Here is a 13,270-nt window from a genome sequence, read left to right on the forward strand (position 1 = left end):
GGTATGACCTTAGACGACCTTCCGAACGCGTTCCTACGGCCCTTCCGAAGAATTTTTTTGACTATTGCCGGGGCCCGGTCGCTGCGGCCGGGCAAAGAGCTGCCCCAGTTCATCGACGAGCTGTGCAAAATCAGCCTGCTGGTCGGGACGGCAGAGGGCTTTGATGTCCTGAAAATGAGCGTAGTTCAGTTGAGCTACCGCCCGCTGATTATCGGCAATCTGCTGGCTCAGCGAGCTGGCCTGGCTGGTGTCGGGCTGGTCGGTGGCCAGCAGGCCGTAGTAACGACGGTATAGCTCCGCCGACTGACCCGCCAGCGTCCGGGTTTGCCGACGGTGAGCTTCGATCAGCCGACGATATTGCTGCTGCTGGGCGGCATCGAGCCGAAGCCGGTCAATGATGAGCCGGGCGGGGCCTTCGCCGGGGGCGCCCGGGCCGGGAGGAGAGCCGGACTGGCGGATCAGAAACCCGATGGTCACCAGGTTCAGCACCAGCAATCCCACCAGGGCGATGGTTAATAGTTTGGTCCGCTCCATACGTCATAGAGTTGGTTGGTAGCCGGATAGAGATTCAGGTCGGTAACGACGGTGTTCAGCTCGCTGGCCTTGGCCGGGGCAGACGCCAACCGACCGCTGACCGCCTGCCAGTTCAGGACCACCAGCAGCCCGAACGACGCAGCCGCCAGCCAGACCGTTCGCACCGGCAAACGAACCGGAGCCGCTTTTTCGGCAATCCGGTTGCGGATGCTGGCAAACAGGAACGGACTGGGCTCGGCCCGCTGCAGGTCATCTACACTACCCAGAACGTCGTTAATCCATTTTTCTTTTTCCGGTTCCATAGCTCGTTAGACGCCAGTGGCTCTTCATTCCTACGGCCGGTCTGATTTATACCAGCCTGCCAGTTGTTTCTTCAGGTTGTCGGCCGCGCGTTGCAGCAGCGACTCGACTGCGCCTACACTGACAGCCATGACCTCAGCCGCTTCACGATTACTCAGCCCTTCGATTCGGGTCAGAATATAAGCCGTTTTTTGTTTATCGGCGAGGGTATCGATGGCCCGGAACAGGATAGCCGCGTTTTCCTGCCGGTCGAGTTCGATACCGGGATGAACGAAATCGGGCGGGTCGTGGAGCAGGTTGCCGCTCGATGGGTCGAAGAGGCTGGTCAGAAAGGCAAACCGCTTCTGCCGTTTTTTGTGCTTCAGGTAATCGAGCGATCGGCTGACCGTGATCCGGTAGAGCCAGGTGGTTACCCGCGCGTCGCCGTTGAAACGCCCCGCCGACCGATATACCTCGACAAAAACATCCTGCGTAATTTCTTCGGCGTCTTCGCGCGAGCGCACGTAGCCGAGCGCGGTGTTGAACACCCGGCTTTTGGTGCGCTCATACAGCTGTCGGAAAGCGGCTTCGCTGCCCTCCGCAACGGCGTCGAGCAGGACGATCAGGTCAGACGTATCGGCCATGCAGGGTCACGGTGGCTACCCGCAGCAGCAACCGGCTGTTGCGGTTCGGGCTGGTAAGGTAAGCGTTCCGGCTGACAATCAGTCGGGTACGTAGCTTATTGCCCGTTGTCTGTCTGGCTGCAAAAATCGCTCCTAACGATCAATTACGGCCTAGATGTTCAGTCTCCGCAGTATCGGATCGGCATCGAAGGTGTCGATAGATGGGAAATAGGTTTCGTAGGCTTCGTGCTGGAGTTTGGTGGCGTAGGTACGGTGAAAAAAATACCGGCCGTATTTGATGACGTAGTTCAGGATAAAGAACCGGTAGGCTTCGGGCAGGAACCGGATTTCGCGCTCGGTAAGCGGGTATATTTTGTGGTACTCTTCCAGAAACCAGCCAAACCGCTCTTCCATCAGCGGCCCGATCACGTAGCTGAACACGGTACGGTCGCCCACGTCGGAGCAGACCCGGCTGAAGAAATAAAAATCCATAACCCGGTAACTGATCCGGAACCAGTCGTAATCCCAACGCGAATAGAGCTTCAGATCGTCGGTGACCGAGAAGTTGCCGATGTTCCAGTCGACGAAGACGGGCATGGTTTCAACCGTTTTGGCAACCAGTTTCTGCCGGTTTTCGAGAAACAGATGGCACTGCCGGCGCAGGGCTTCTTCGTTCAGGCGGTGTTCGTACTGGCCGGTTTCGGTGCTGAGCAGGTCGAGCAGCCCCTGAATGTCGGACCGGAGGGTTTTGGCGTATTTGGGCAGTACGGGGCTGGCGCGGTTACAGGCCAGGTGGAAGCGGGCAATTTCGGCACCTAGTTTCCGGATATGGGTTTCGTCGAGCCGGCGCGGCATCCGATTCATGGTCCGGATGGGGTTGTAAAAAACAACCCAGGCGTCGATTGTATGCTCCTGATGCCGGTAGATAAATACCTGCCCGTTTTTAGACAGCGAGCGGGCCAGCACGTTCTCGAACGGATACAGCAGGTTGTTGGCCAGCGCCTGAATGATGCGGTGATCATCGCGAAAATGCTCGAACTTACCGAAGTACGAGAGCTTGGCAATGACCCGGTCGCCGGAGTCGAGCGTGAGCCGGAATACGTGGTTGGTCGATACGCGGGCGCTGATGTCTTCAATAGCCTGTACCGTCTGGCTCGGGTCAAACGCGGCCCACGCTTGCCGGATTATAGTGGGGTAATCAATAAGACGCATAACATCGGGTCACGGTTTTCTGCTTCCTGTCTGCTGGTTGGGCGGCTGTCCACAAACCGTAAACCGAAGAAAAAACCGGGTTAAATGATCTCAAAATATCGCTTCAGCTCCCAGTCGCTGACCTGCCGGGCATACTGCCGGGCTTCCCAGTCGCGGGTGCGGGTGAAATGGTCAACAAATTCGGCCCCGAACAGTTCGACGGCCACCGCCGATTCGGCCATTTGCCGGGTGGCGTCGGCCAGGTTGCCCGGAATGACGCCGTGCTGTTTATCGGCGTATCCGTTGCCGATGGAAGCCGGAATGTCGAGCGAGAGGCCGTGCCGGATGCCGTACAGGCCCGACGCCAGCGCAGCCGCCAGCGCCAGATAGGGGTTGGTGTCGGCGCCCGATACCCGGTGTTCAACCCGGCAGTAGGCTTCCTTGTGGTTCAGCACCCGGAGCGCCGTAGTCCGGTTATCGACCGACCAGGTTACGGTGGTGGGCGCCCAGGCTCCCTCAACGAGTCGTTTGTAGCTGTTGATGGTGGGCGCAAACATGGGCGTGATATGCGGCAGGCAATGCAGCTGACCGGCAATAAACTGCTGCATCAGCTCGCTCATGTGTTTATGGGCCCCCTGGCTGGTGTCGGCGTAGAACAGATTCCGGGTCTGGTCGGCATTCCATAAGCTCTGGTGAATGTGGCCGCTGCAGCCGGGCAGGTCGGCGTTCCATTTCGCCATGAACGACGCCACGAGTCCGTGACGATACGCAATTTCTTTGACGGCGGTTTTGAACAGCGCAGCTTTATCGGCCGCGCCCACTACCTCGTCATGATGGATAGCAGCTTCGTAGACCCCCGGACCGGTTTCGGTGTGGAGTCCTTCGAGCGGAATGTCGAAGCGCGTCAGAAAATCGAACAGATCGTTGTGGAAAGCAGACTCGAGCGAGGGGCGCAGGATCGAGTAGCCAAACATGCCGGGCGTAAGCGGTTCAGGGTTCCGGAATCCTTTGTCGTGCAGGCTCTGCGGGGTTTCGCGGAAGTTGAACCACTCGAATTCCTGCGCCATGCGGGCGTGGTAGCCCATCTGGCGGCACTGTTCCGCAACCCGTTTCAGCAGTGAGCGCGGGCAGGCGGGCAGGCTAGTGCCGTCGGGCCGGGAGAAATCGGCCAGGAAAAACGGGATGTCGTCTTCCCACGGAATCTGCCGAAACGTAGCAACGTCGAGCCGCACCGGCGCGTCGGGGTAGCCCGAGTGCCAGCCCGTAATGCCCGCGTTATCGTAGGGCGCATCGGTCATGTCCCACCCCCAGACCACGTCGCAGAAGCCAAAGCCGTCGGTCAGGCCGTCGATGAACTTCTGACGGCTGATCACCTTACCCCGCAACACCCCATCGATGTCGGCGAAGGCGTACTTGATTTTGTGAATGTCGTGTTCAACGAGGAAGTCAACAACGGCTTGCGGAGTCATGGGCATGGGTGTTGGTTGAGGCATGAACGGATCGGCTGACAAACAGGACACGCAAAGATGCGTTTCGGCAGGCTTCCTCCCAAACTTCGGCCCGTTCCTCCCACGATTGGCTGGGTTCGTCACACCGATTTTCGGGGGCGGAGGGGCGGTGCTTGTTTTGAACCATCAACTCCGGCGCGAAGCCGCGGGCTGACCCAAAAACGACTTTACCCGTTCAAACCGATGAAAACGATTTATAAAACCTTCGCCCTGTTGCTGGTTGCCGTTTCGTTCACTGCCTGTGCCGATTCATCCATCGATCCCGTCAAACCAGCGTTGCGGCCCCAGTCGGCCGTTGAGCGGCCCGATAGCGTACAGCTGGTGCATATCGTGCCTTTTAATGACAACGCCCGGCCGCAGTCGATTCCGATGGATACGCCCGACGCCGTTAGCCCGGTCGAGCCTCAACCCCGGCCGTCGGTAGCCCCCGCTCCGCAGCCCACCGGTATGCCGATGTATGTCTCCATCAGCCAGTAGCGCATTCCTTCTGTTTTTTCCTATACGCCTGTCATGAAAACGTTTCGTATGCGCTTCGCCGATTTTACCGCCTTTACCCGCCAACCCCGATACCTGCTGCCGCTGGATGAAACACCCGGCCAGCGCACGACCGCGACCGCCAGCCTGTTTCTGGCCGAGTACCCACTTTTTCTGACAGTTTCGGCCCTGTCGATCGGGTCGCTGCTGCTGACCAGCCACCTGACCGGGCAGGACGTTCTGCGGCTGCTCAACCCGTCGAGCCGGTTTCCGCTTACGGTACTGATCGTAGCGGGTCTGGTTGCGCCTGTCCTGTCTGAAACCCTGTTCCGGTTCATGCTGCGGCTGACCCCGGCCCGGCTCGAAGTGGCCGTAGCGCTGCTTCTGCTGGTCCTGATTGACCTGTCGTACAAAGGCATCAAGGCCGTATTGAACGAGCAGGCTGTTTTCTGGGTGGTTCCGGTCTGGATAGTCGTTGTCTGGCAGCTGAGCCGATGCATCCGGCGCCCGGCCGTTTACACGCAGATCGAGCGGTTCTGGCAGGTTAATTTCCGGTGGGTGTTTTACGGCTTGGCGCTGGTCTACGCCCTGTTTCGGGTCGACAATACCGTTTCGCTGACCGACTGGCAGGTGTTGTGGTTACCGGTGCTGCTGCTGCCCGGTTGGCTGATCGGCCTTTATCTGGGCTACGTTCGGATGAAATACGGGTTCTGGTTTGCCGTAGCCGTCCATGCCCTGATGATGAGCCTGTCGATAGGGCTGGAAATAATCCGGTTGTTGTAGCTTTGACGAGTTGATGGAGACGAATTTGAGTATGCACAATGAAAAAACTGGCTACTGGTCTTCTTTTGCTGGCTGGCTTGGCCAGCAGGCCCGGCCCTTTGTTGCCCGCTGGTGGCTGTGGATTGTGCTGGTAGTGAGTCCGGCTTACCTGGTGTATTATTTTACGGAAAGCAGCCTCGAAAAGCGGATCAGCATCGGTATCCAGAAAGCCGAAAAGCGGGATAGAGCATTGGCAAAAGAGACTGGGCAAAAGGCCAGCTCGTCGTACCGGGCCGGGATTCTTATAGGGACCACTGTACGTCTTATCGTGAACGAATGGCCAACTCTATTGCTCATAGCGTTGCTGATTGCCGCTTTGTTGCGGCTACATTATCTGTACGTGTTCCAGGTGTTATTCGAGCGGGATGCTATCGGTCGTCGGGTATATGTTGTTGTTGCGGTGGTAGGATGGCTCACCCTGGCCGCTATTTTTTCGATGCTAATCGGCCAACGGGGGGCCGAGTATGATTACCACTGGACACTGGCTAACAGCTTTGTGTTGATGAATATTGGCTATAGTCTGGTTACGTCGTGGCAAAATAGCCGCCGTCGGCAGCAGGCGCTGATTCAGCAGCGTATTCAGGCCGAACTGGATGCCCTCAAAGCGCAGGTGAACCCGCATTTTCTGTTCAACTCACTCAACAACATCTACGGCACAGCTATCGTAGAAAACAGCCCCCGAACGGCCGAAAGTATACAGCAACTCTCCGGAATTGTACGCTACGTGATGGAAGAGTCGCGGCAGAAAACGACGGACATACAGCGCGAGCTGCGGTTTATCGACGATTACGTGGAGCTACAGCGCGTCCGGATTCCGGACCAGGCCAATATCCGGATCGACACCGACATTCAGTGGGATGAGAAACCGGCCCAGATTGTGCCGCTGCTGCTGAACCCGCTCATCGAAAATGCGTTCAAATACGGCATCAGCATCCAGCAGCCCTGTTTTGTGCGGATTCGACTGCGGGTTCAGGACAACAGCCTCCATCTTGGGATCGAGAACAGCATTCTGCCCCGTACGGACCTGGAAAAAGGAACCGGGCTGGGGCTGGCCAACGTCCGGCAACGGCTCGCCCTGGCCTATCCGAACCAGCACACCCTGCGAATAACGGATCAGAACGACACATTTTCGGTAGATTTGAGCATCAACCTCACCCCGAACGGATGAAATCAACTACCTGGCTAATCATGGCATCGATTGGTCTTTTCGCCATAGCTGCGGCCCTGTCCGTCGTTACCCTCGTCAATACGTACCTGAAACGAGGGGTCATCGACTGGTCGAACGTTGTCATCAGTCTGCTCTTCAGCCTGGCCGCCTACCGGATGTATACACGCTTGAAGCGGCCCACGGGCCGATAACCCATGCTTACTCAACTCCGTTGCATCGCCATCGACGATGAGCCTATTGCCCTCGACGTGGTCAGGGCCCACGCAGACAAAGTGCCGTTTCTGGACCTTCGGCGTACCTTCGTCAACGCCATCGAAGCGCTTGCGTTCCTGAAAACCGAGACCATCGATCTGATCTTTCTCGATATCAACATGCCCGACCTGACCGGGCTGGACTTTGCGCAGGTGGTCGGCAACCGGAGCCTGGTGATTTTCACAACGGCCTATCCCGAGTACGCCCTGCAGGGCTTCGAACTCAGCGCCCTCGACTATCTGCTGAAGCCCATTGCGTTCGGCCGTTTTTTTCAGGCGGCCAACAAAGCCTACGAGCGCCTGGCCGGTCCCGACAAGAACGGCACGCCAGCGCGTTCGCCCTACGTGTTCGTGAAAGATGGCTACGACTGGGTCCGTATCAGCCTGGCCGAGTTGCAGTACGTAGAGTCGGAAGGCAATTACCTGACGTTTCAGGAAACGGGCAAAAAAACCCTCACCCGCATGACCATCGGCGAGGCTATGGAGATGTTGCCGGCCGAGCAGTTTATGCGGGTTCATAAATCCTATATCGTAGCGCTGGACCGCATCGAAAAAATCGAGCGTCATCAGCTAACGATCGGTAAAGTGCAGGTGCCGCTCAGCGGAAGCTACCGCGACGAACTGCTCGAGCGGGTTAAGTGAGAGCGTTGCGGGTCTCCTGTTTCAGATTATCGAGGTTGAAGTGCAGACCGCGGTTGTCGCGCCGGGCCATGGCGGCTTTGATGACCAGATACGCTACCTCGATCATGTTGCGCAGCTCGCAGATCCGCACCGATACTTTCGACTGCCGGTACAGCTCTTCGTGTTCCAGATACAACAGCTCAAGCCGGTCCATAGCCCGTTTCAGACGTCGGTTCGATCGAACAATGCCAACGTAGTTCGACATGATGGCTTCCAGCTCGCGCTGAATTTCGGTGACCAGAATCAGTTCTTCGGGGTGCGTCGTGCCGGCATCGTTCCAGTCCGGAATACCGTCGGGTAGCGATGCCTGCTGGTAGTTGTCGATTGTTTTCAGGTAAGCCCGGTGCCCGAAAACCACCGCTTCGAGCAGCGAGTTGCTGGCCAGCCGGTTGGCGCCGTGCAGACCCGTACAGGCGCATTCGCCCACGGCGTAGAGGTAGTGAATATTCGTTTGCCCGTATTCGTTGACCCGAACGCCCCCACACATATAGTGCTGAGCCGGCACGACCGGAATAAAATCTTTTCGCAGGTCGAGGCCGTAATGATCGCGGCAGTAGGCCGTAATGTTCGGAAAATGCTCGACAAACCGGTCGTAGTCGACGTGGGTGACGTCGATGTAGACGTGCGGATCGCCGGTTTTTTTCATCTCCGAGTCGATAGCCCGGGCCACGATGTCGCGCGGGGCCAGCGACAGGCGGGGGTCGTAGTTCTCCATGAAGGTTTCGCCCTTCATGTTTTTCAGGACACCGCCAAAGCCCCGTACGGCTTCCGAAATCAGGAAGTTGGGTTTCTTGTCGGGCTCGTAGAGCGCCGTCGGGTGAAACTGAATGAACTCCATGTCCTTGCAGATGCCCTTGGCGCGGTAAGCCATCGCAATGCCATCGCCGGTGGCAATGCTGGGGTTCGTTGTGTTCTGATACACGTTACCGATACCGCCGGTAGCCAGCAGGGTCGTTTTGGCCAGAAACTTCTCGACCTGCCCGGTTTTGGTGTTCAGCACGTAGGCGCCGTAGCAAACGTTGTTCGTATCGTAGCGATGTACCGTTTCGCCGAGGTGGTGGCGCGTGATCAGCTCTACGGCGTAGAAGTGGGTGAAAATTTCGATGCTGGGCAGCGAGTGGTCTTTTTCGAGCAGGGCCCGTTCAATTTCGGCGCCGGTGATGTCTTTGAAGTGCAGAATCCGGTAGTCGGAGTGCCCGCCTTCCTTGGCCAGGTCGTAGTCGGTGCCGTCGTGCTCGCGGTCGAAGCGGGTGCCGTAGTCGATCAGCTCGCGGATGCGGCCGGGGCCTTCGTTGACAACGATTTCAACAATATGGCGGTCACTCAGGTAGTCGCCGGCTACCATCGTATCCTCGATGTGTTTCTCGAACGAGTCATCTTCTGACCAGACGGCGGCAATGCCCCCCTGGGCGTATTTGGTATTGGTCTCGTCGGCCTGCACTTTGGTGATGACACCAATTTTGACGGGCTGCTGCCGGTCTTCAAAATGCATGGCCAGCTTGGTGGCGTAGCTAAGCCCCGCAATACCGGAGCCGATGACTAAAAAATCGAATTGATGGGGCATTTTTAGTTGGGTTGAGCAGGTCTGATTCGTAATTGGTCGTTGCTTAGTACTGAGAAACTGGTAAATAGCTCAGCTCCCTGACTGGCAATAACCTCACAAACCCGCCTTGATTTTTCAGCACTGCTCATTTGTTGAAATCTTACCAGAAGAATACCGCAGTGAGGCATCCTGAGCCGATGTACGAGTTCACCAAAATCCTTATCTTCAGTAAGCAAAATCGCTTTTTTATCGACGGCTATTTGTAACACCTGTGGATCAGAAATACTGGAAAACGATTCAGCAATGGCCAGTACGGAATAGCCCTCTGCCCGCAACTGTTTTACAATGGCGAAGTCAAAGTTTTCGTCGGCTACAAAAGTCAGGTCATCCTGCCTGGGCATAGACAACCTCGTTTTTTATTGTTTCGGAAGCAAACAGCAGGCAAGCATACAAAGCCGCTTCTGAAGCGCGCGGGTACGACTCCAGCAGCTGCGACATGGTTTCGCCATTACCCAGTTTTTCCAGAATCAGATCAACCGGAATACGGGTGCCTTTGATGACCGGTTTCCCAAACATAATGTTCGGGTCAGAAAGGATGTAATCACGCCAGTTCATACGCTTTGTGTTTAATCCGCTTATTTGCTCAGCTCCAGCATGCGTGCTACGGACTCGTAGGCTTTCAGCCGAATGTCTTCCGGCACAATGATCTCCGGCTGCTCGTACAGCATGCAGTTGTACAGCTTCTCGAGCGTGTTCATTTTCATGTACGGACACTCGGAGCAGGCGCAGGTGTTGTTCTGGCTGGCCGGAGCCGGAATGATTTTCTTGTGCGGCACCGCCTGGCGCATCTTGTGCAGAATACCGGCTTCGGTACCTACGATGAACGTCTGCTCGGGGCTATCGACCACGTATTTCAGCAGCGCGGTCGTTGAGCCGACATAATCGGCCTGGCTCAGAATATGCTCCTGGCATTCGGGGTGCGCGATAAATTTGGCTTCGGGATACTCGACGCGCAGTTTCTGAAGCTTCTCCAGCGAGATGTCGATGTGAACAATGCAGGCACCGTCCCACAACACCATGTCGCGGCCGGTCTTTTTCGAGACGAAACGACCCAGGTTCGCGTCGGGCGCGAAGATGATCTTCTGATCCCTGGGCAGGCTCTCTACGATCTTCAGCGCGTTGGACGAGGTGACGATAATGTCGGACAGGGCCTTGATCTCGGCCGAGCAGTTGATGTACGACAGTACGATATGGTCGGGGTACTGGGCCTTGAAAGCCGCAAACTTATCGGCCGGCGCCGAATCGGCCAGCGAACAGCCGGCGTTCAGGTCGGGAATGACCACTTTCTTCTGGGGCGAGAGCACCTTGGCCGTTTCGCCCATGAAGTGTACGCCACAGAACACGATCATGTCGGCCGGGGTAGCTGCCGCCTGCTGGCTCAGACCGAGGCTGTCGCCAATGTAGTCGGCCAGGTCCTGAATGGCGCCGTCGACGTAATAGTGCGCCAGAATAACGGCGTTTTTTTCTTTTTTGAGCCGGTTTATCTCGGCCACTAAATCTATATCGTCGGCAACGGGCTTATTAACATAACCCACGCGTTGTACTTCTTCGAGCAAGGCTTCCATGTCTGGTTGGCAGGTGGTTTGTACCATAAACAACAACAACGGGCTAAATGTCACAGCGGGCCGAAAAGCCGGCCGCCGAACCGGCCCCGCCGATGCAGTTGTATCTACGGGCGAATTTGAGAAAATGGATCGGGCTTTCAAACAACCGCGGCTGATGGTGTAGTTTTAAGGCCATGAGCGATCTGCTACACCTTCGTATCACCCGCATCCAGCCCGAAATCGTGGTGGGCCACCGTTTCGATGCCGCCAGCTACTACCTGGAGTCGACCGATGGGCGATTGGTGCCGCACCGGGCCGGCCAGTTTCTGACCCTCATCCTCGACCAGGCGGGCCACGAAGTCCGGCGGTCGTATTCGCTCAGCTCGACGGCCGGTGAACCGCTCCGGCTGACGATCAAGCGGGTGGAGAACGGGCAAATATCCCGCCATCTGCTCGATACGCTACGGGTTGGTGATGTGCTGACGAGTCTGCCGCCCGCCGGTCGGTTCGTGCTGGATCACGACACTTCCGGCGACCTGGTACTGATTGGCGCCGGCAGCGGTGTAACCCCGCTGTTCAGCCTGCTTAAACAGGCGCTGCGCACCGAGCCGGACCGGCGGGTTACCCTGCTCTACAGCAACCGCACCGACCGAACCGTTCTGTTTCGCGACGAGCTGAACGACCTGCACCGGCAGTACACCGACCGCTTCCGGCTGATTCATCTGCTGAGCAACCCCGCCCACGAGCTGGCCGATCGGCACGGCACGGTCCGCACCGGCCGACTCAACAACGTCATGCTCGAAACGCTGCTGCCCGAGCTGATCGGTCCGGCCGACCCGGCGTCGGTGCAGTTTTTTGTCTGTGGCCCGGCCGATTACATGCGGATGGTTCAGTTTACCCTCGTCTTTAGCGGTATTCCGGCCCGTCAGATCCGGCGCGAAAACTTTGTGGTCGAGCCGGTTACGCTGGCCCCTCCGCCGGTTCATGCCGTTGACCGGACGGTCTTGCTGCACTACCGGGGCCAGTCCGTCGAGATTGCCGTACCGGCCTATAAATCGATCCTGCAGGCGGCTCTGGACGAAGGAGTGCCGTTGCCGTACAGTTGCCGGGGTGGGCGCTGCTCAACCTGCGCGGCCCGTTGTACGGCCGGCGCGGTTCACATGACCATCAACGATGTCTTGACCGAGCGCGACCTGGCCGAGGGCTGGATACTCACCTGCACCGGCTACCCGGCCAGCAACGGCGTCGTCATTGACGTATAGACCGGCTGGCGGTTCTATCTTTGCTGCGAACAAACCGCAGATCGTATGAACGAACAGGCGCTTCGGCAGCTGGCCGCCCAACTCCGTTTGCCCGAAGGGGAGGCCGGTATTGCCGTTGCCAACCGGATGAATATCAATAACGAGCTGATGAACCGCTGGGCCATCGACCAGCTCGCCGTACAGCCCGGCGATCAGGTTCTGGAGGTCGGGCCGGGCAACGGTCGGTTCGTGCCGGACCTGCTGGGGTCCGACCCGTCGGTGCGCTACGTTGGCTACGATCATTCAGCCCTGATGGTCAGTGAGGCCGCTGCGCACAACCGCGCCCTGGTCGACACGGGCCGGGTTCAGTTCATATGGCGCAGCGGGCCGGTCATGCCGTTCCCGAACCATAGCTTTACCAAAGCCCTTGCCGTCAATGTCATTTATTTCTGGGAAGACCCGGCGGCCGAACTGGCCGAGCTGCATCGGGTACTGGCGCCCGGGGGCCGGTTGCTGCTCGTCATCCGGCCCCGGTCGGTGATGGTGCGGCTTCCCTTCGTGCAGCACGGCTTCCAGCTGTTCGAACCGGCTGACGTAGCCGACCTGCTCGCGGCCAACCGCTTCCGCGTCACGGAGACGCGTGTGCTGGCTGAACCGGCGCAGTACGTAGGGGGCGAGGCTGTCTCCCTATCGACCGCGCTGATCAGCAGTGAACCCGTATGAGCAGCGGGTCAGACCTTTGTTTTCAGAAACGAGATCACCACATCGAGACCGCGCTGGTAATGTACGTTGTTCGGGATAACAATGTCGGCTTCGGCGCGGTAGGGCTTAATAAACTGTTTGTAGGTCGGTTTGACGTGGTATTTCCAGCGGTACATCACATCGTCGAGGTCGTAGCCCCGTTCTTCGGCATCGCGTTTGACGCGCCGTTCGAGCTTGATGCTATTTTTGGCGTCGATAAAGATTTTCAGGTCCATCTGGTCGGCCAGCTCCCGGAAGTGGAACACGAAAATGCCTTCTACCACAATGATGGGAGCTGGCTGAAACGTGAGCAGGCGCGGGGTCACGGCAGTGTTGTTGAACGTGTACTCCATCTGCTGAACCGTTTCGCCCCGGCTAAGCTGATGAATATGTTCCGCATACAGATGGTGATCAATCGTTTCGGGCAGGTCGAAGTTATGGACGCCCTGATCGTCGACCGCAATCTCGTTGATTTTTCGGTAGTAGTTGTCCTGAGAAATCAGGCAGATCTGGTCTTCGGCGAAGGCGCTCAGTATGCCTTTCAGAAACGATGTTTTACCCGAAGCACTGCCGCCGGTTATGCCGACGATAAACGGTTTGGTGGTCATTT

Annotated in this window: 17 protein-coding genes; 7 read left to right on the forward strand and 10 right to left on the reverse strand. The window is 57.6% G+C overall.

Going from position 1 to position 13,270, the window contains the following annotated elements:
* Positions 1-33: 33 nt before the first annotated feature.
* The 5 genes from EQG79_RS23000 to EQG79_RS23020 all read right to left on the reverse strand — a co-directional run bounded on the left by EQG79_RS23000 (position 34) and on the right by EQG79_RS23020 (position 4,096).
* Positions 34-534 carry a periplasmic heavy metal sensor gene (locus EQG79_RS23000; protein ID WP_129604526.1) on the reverse strand — a complete coding sequence of 167 codons (501 nt, stop codon included), beginning with the start codon at positions 532-534 and terminating at the stop codon, positions 34-36.
* A complete protein-coding gene (locus EQG79_RS23005; protein ID WP_129604529.1) occupies positions 513-836 on the reverse strand; it encodes a hypothetical protein in 324 nt (107 codons plus the stop codon). Before EQG79_RS23005 ends, EQG79_RS23000 begins: the two co-directional genes overlap by 22 nt.
* 30 nt (positions 837-866) lie before the next feature.
* Positions 867-1,457, reverse strand: coding sequence for an RNA polymerase sigma factor (locus EQG79_RS23010; RefSeq protein ID WP_129604532.1), 591 nt, complete (start codon positions 1,455-1,457; stop codon positions 867-869).
* Between the two features lie 150 nt (positions 1,458-1,607).
* A complete protein-coding gene (locus EQG79_RS23015; protein WP_077922282.1) occupies positions 1,608-2,648 on the reverse strand; it encodes an aminoglycoside phosphotransferase/kinase family protein in 1,041 nt (346 codons plus the stop codon).
* 80 nt (positions 2,649-2,728) lie between these two features.
* Positions 2,729-4,096: a glutamine synthetase family protein gene (locus EQG79_RS23020; RefSeq protein ID WP_129604535.1), complete on the reverse strand. Its 1,368-nt coding sequence runs from the start codon at positions 4,094-4,096 to the stop codon at positions 2,729-2,731.
* A gap of 222 nt (positions 4,097-4,318) precedes the next feature.
* Between EQG79_RS23020 and EQG79_RS23025 the strand changes: the two genes are divergently transcribed.
* The 5 genes from EQG79_RS23025 to EQG79_RS23045 are packed head-to-tail and all read left to right on the forward strand — an operon-like array spanning position 4,319 to position 7,492.
* Complete coding sequence (locus tag EQG79_RS23025) at positions 4,319-4,612, forward strand: hypothetical protein (RefSeq protein WP_129604538.1); 294 nt, start codon at positions 4,319-4,321, stop codon at positions 4,610-4,612.
* A gap of 33 nt (positions 4,613-4,645) precedes the next feature.
* Positions 4,646-5,392: a CPBP family glutamic-type intramembrane protease gene (locus tag EQG79_RS23030; RefSeq protein WP_129604541.1), complete on the forward strand. Its 747-nt coding sequence runs from the start codon at positions 4,646-4,648 to the stop codon at positions 5,390-5,392.
* A 31-nt stretch (positions 5,393-5,423) separates the two neighbouring features.
* The gene (locus tag EQG79_RS23035) at positions 5,424-6,599 is read left to right on the forward strand and encodes a sensor histidine kinase (RefSeq protein ID WP_165358944.1); all 1,176 of its coding nucleotides are present in this window, start codon (positions 5,424-5,426) and stop codon (positions 6,597-6,599) included.
* The gene (locus EQG79_RS23040) at positions 6,596-6,790 is read left to right on the forward strand and encodes a hypothetical protein (protein ID WP_129604547.1); all 195 of its coding nucleotides are present in this window, start codon (positions 6,596-6,598) and stop codon (positions 6,788-6,790) included. The genes EQG79_RS23035 and EQG79_RS23040 overlap by 4 nt, the downstream gene beginning before the upstream one ends.
* 3 nt (positions 6,791-6,793) lie before the next feature.
* Positions 6,794-7,492: a LytR/AlgR family response regulator transcription factor gene (locus tag EQG79_RS23045; RefSeq protein WP_129604550.1), complete on the forward strand. Its 699-nt coding sequence runs from the start codon at positions 6,794-6,796 to the stop codon at positions 7,490-7,492.
* On the opposite strand, the gene nadB is transcribed toward EQG79_RS23045, so the two are convergent.
* Genes nadB through nadA form a run of 4 tightly spaced genes read right to left on the reverse strand, consistent with a single transcriptional unit; the run spans position 7,485 to position 10,699 of the window.
* Positions 7,485-9,095 (reverse strand): L-aspartate oxidase, encoded by a 1,611-nt coding sequence (nadB, locus tag EQG79_RS23050; protein WP_129604553.1) that lies wholly within the window; start codon positions 9,093-9,095, stop codon positions 7,485-7,487. The genes EQG79_RS23045 and nadB overlap by 8 nt on opposite strands.
* A gap of 2 nt (positions 9,096-9,097) precedes the next feature.
* Positions 9,098-9,475, reverse strand: coding sequence for a DUF5615 family PIN-like protein (locus EQG79_RS23055; RefSeq protein ID WP_129604556.1), 378 nt, complete (start codon positions 9,473-9,475; stop codon positions 9,098-9,100).
* Positions 9,459-9,689: a DUF433 domain-containing protein gene (locus EQG79_RS23060; RefSeq protein WP_077922274.1), complete on the reverse strand. Its 231-nt coding sequence runs from the start codon at positions 9,687-9,689 to the stop codon at positions 9,459-9,461. The genes EQG79_RS23055 and EQG79_RS23060 overlap by 17 nt, the downstream gene beginning before the upstream one ends.
* Positions 9,690-9,709: 20 nt before the next feature.
* Positions 9,710-10,699 carry a quinolinate synthase NadA gene (gene nadA / locus EQG79_RS23065; RefSeq protein ID WP_077922273.1) on the reverse strand — a complete coding sequence of 330 codons (990 nt, stop codon included), beginning with the start codon at positions 10,697-10,699 and terminating at the stop codon, positions 9,710-9,712.
* A gap of 173 nt (positions 10,700-10,872) precedes the next feature.
* On the opposite strand from nadA, the gene EQG79_RS23070 reads away from it, so the two are divergent.
* Positions 10,873-11,940 carry a ferredoxin--NADP reductase gene (locus EQG79_RS23070; protein WP_129604559.1) on the forward strand — a complete coding sequence of 356 codons (1,068 nt, stop codon included), beginning with the start codon at positions 10,873-10,875 and terminating at the stop codon, positions 11,938-11,940.
* A 45-nt stretch (positions 11,941-11,985) separates the two neighbouring features.
* Positions 11,986-12,642 (forward strand): class I SAM-dependent methyltransferase, encoded by a 657-nt coding sequence (locus EQG79_RS23075; RefSeq protein ID WP_129604562.1) that lies wholly within the window; start codon positions 11,986-11,988, stop codon positions 12,640-12,642.
* Between the two features lie 8 nt (positions 12,643-12,650).
* Here the strand turns inward: EQG79_RS23075 and udk are convergent, their stop codons facing one another.
* Positions 12,651-13,268 carry a uridine kinase gene (udk, locus tag EQG79_RS23080; protein ID WP_129604565.1) on the reverse strand — a complete coding sequence of 206 codons (618 nt, stop codon included), beginning with the start codon at positions 13,266-13,268 and terminating at the stop codon, positions 12,651-12,653.
* Positions 13,269-13,270: the final 2 nt, after the last annotated feature.

The organism is Spirosoma sordidisoli, from assembly GCF_004138325.1.
Taxonomy (GTDB): Bacteria; Bacteroidota; Bacteroidia; order Cytophagales; family Spirosomataceae; genus Spirosoma; species Spirosoma sordidisoli.

Bases quoted from the DNA above. Each gene is read 5' to 3' on its own strand.
- EQG79_RS23000 (WP_129604526.1), bottom strand. From the start codon at position 534: ATGGAGCGGACCAAACTATTAACCATCGCCCTGGTGGGATTGCTGGTG.
- EQG79_RS23005 (WP_129604529.1), bottom strand. From the start codon at position 836: ATGGAACCGGAAAAAGAAAAATGGATTAACGACGTTCTGGGTAGTGTA.
- EQG79_RS23010 (WP_129604532.1), bottom strand. From the start codon at position 1,457: ATGGCCGATACGTCTGACCTGATCGTCCTGCTCGACGCCGTTGCGGAG.
- EQG79_RS23015 (WP_077922282.1), bottom strand. From the start codon at position 2,648: ATGCGTCTTATTGATTACCCCACTATAATCCGGCAAGCGTGGGCCGCG.
- EQG79_RS23020 (WP_129604535.1), bottom strand. From the start codon at position 4,096: ATGACTCCGCAAGCCGTTGTTGACTTCCTCGTTGAACACGACATTCAC.
- EQG79_RS23025 (WP_129604538.1), top strand. From the start codon at position 4,319: ATGAAAACGATTTATAAAACCTTCGCCCTGTTGCTGGTTGCCGTTTCG.
- EQG79_RS23030 (WP_129604541.1), top strand. From the start codon at position 4,646: ATGAAAACGTTTCGTATGCGCTTCGCCGATTTTACCGCCTTTACCCGC.
- EQG79_RS23035 (WP_165358944.1), top strand. From the start codon at position 5,424: ATGCACAATGAAAAAACTGGCTACTGGTCTTCTTTTGCTGGCTGGCTT.
- EQG79_RS23040 (WP_129604547.1), top strand. From the start codon at position 6,596: ATGAAATCAACTACCTGGCTAATCATGGCATCGATTGGTCTTTTCGCC.
- EQG79_RS23045 (WP_129604550.1), top strand. From the start codon at position 6,794: ATGCTTACTCAACTCCGTTGCATCGCCATCGACGATGAGCCTATTGCC.
- nadB (WP_129604553.1), bottom strand. From the start codon at position 9,095: ATGCCCCATCAATTCGATTTTTTAGTCATCGGCTCCGGTATTGCGGGG.
- EQG79_RS23055 (WP_129604556.1), bottom strand. From the start codon at position 9,475: ATGCCCAGGCAGGATGACCTGACTTTTGTAGCCGACGAAAACTTTGAC.
- EQG79_RS23060 (WP_077922274.1), bottom strand. From the start codon at position 9,689: ATGAACTGGCGTGATTACATCCTTTCTGACCCGAACATTATGTTTGGG.
- nadA (WP_077922273.1), bottom strand. From the start codon at position 10,699: ATGGAAGCCTTGCTCGAAGAAGTACAACGCGTGGGTTATGTTAATAAG.
- EQG79_RS23070 (WP_129604559.1), top strand. From the start codon at position 10,873: ATGAGCGATCTGCTACACCTTCGTATCACCCGCATCCAGCCCGAAATC.
- EQG79_RS23075 (WP_129604562.1), top strand. From the start codon at position 11,986: ATGAACGAACAGGCGCTTCGGCAGCTGGCCGCCCAACTCCGTTTGCCC.
- udk (WP_129604565.1), bottom strand. From the start codon at position 13,268: ATGACCACCAAACCGTTTATCGTCGGCATAACCGGCGGCAGTGCTTCG.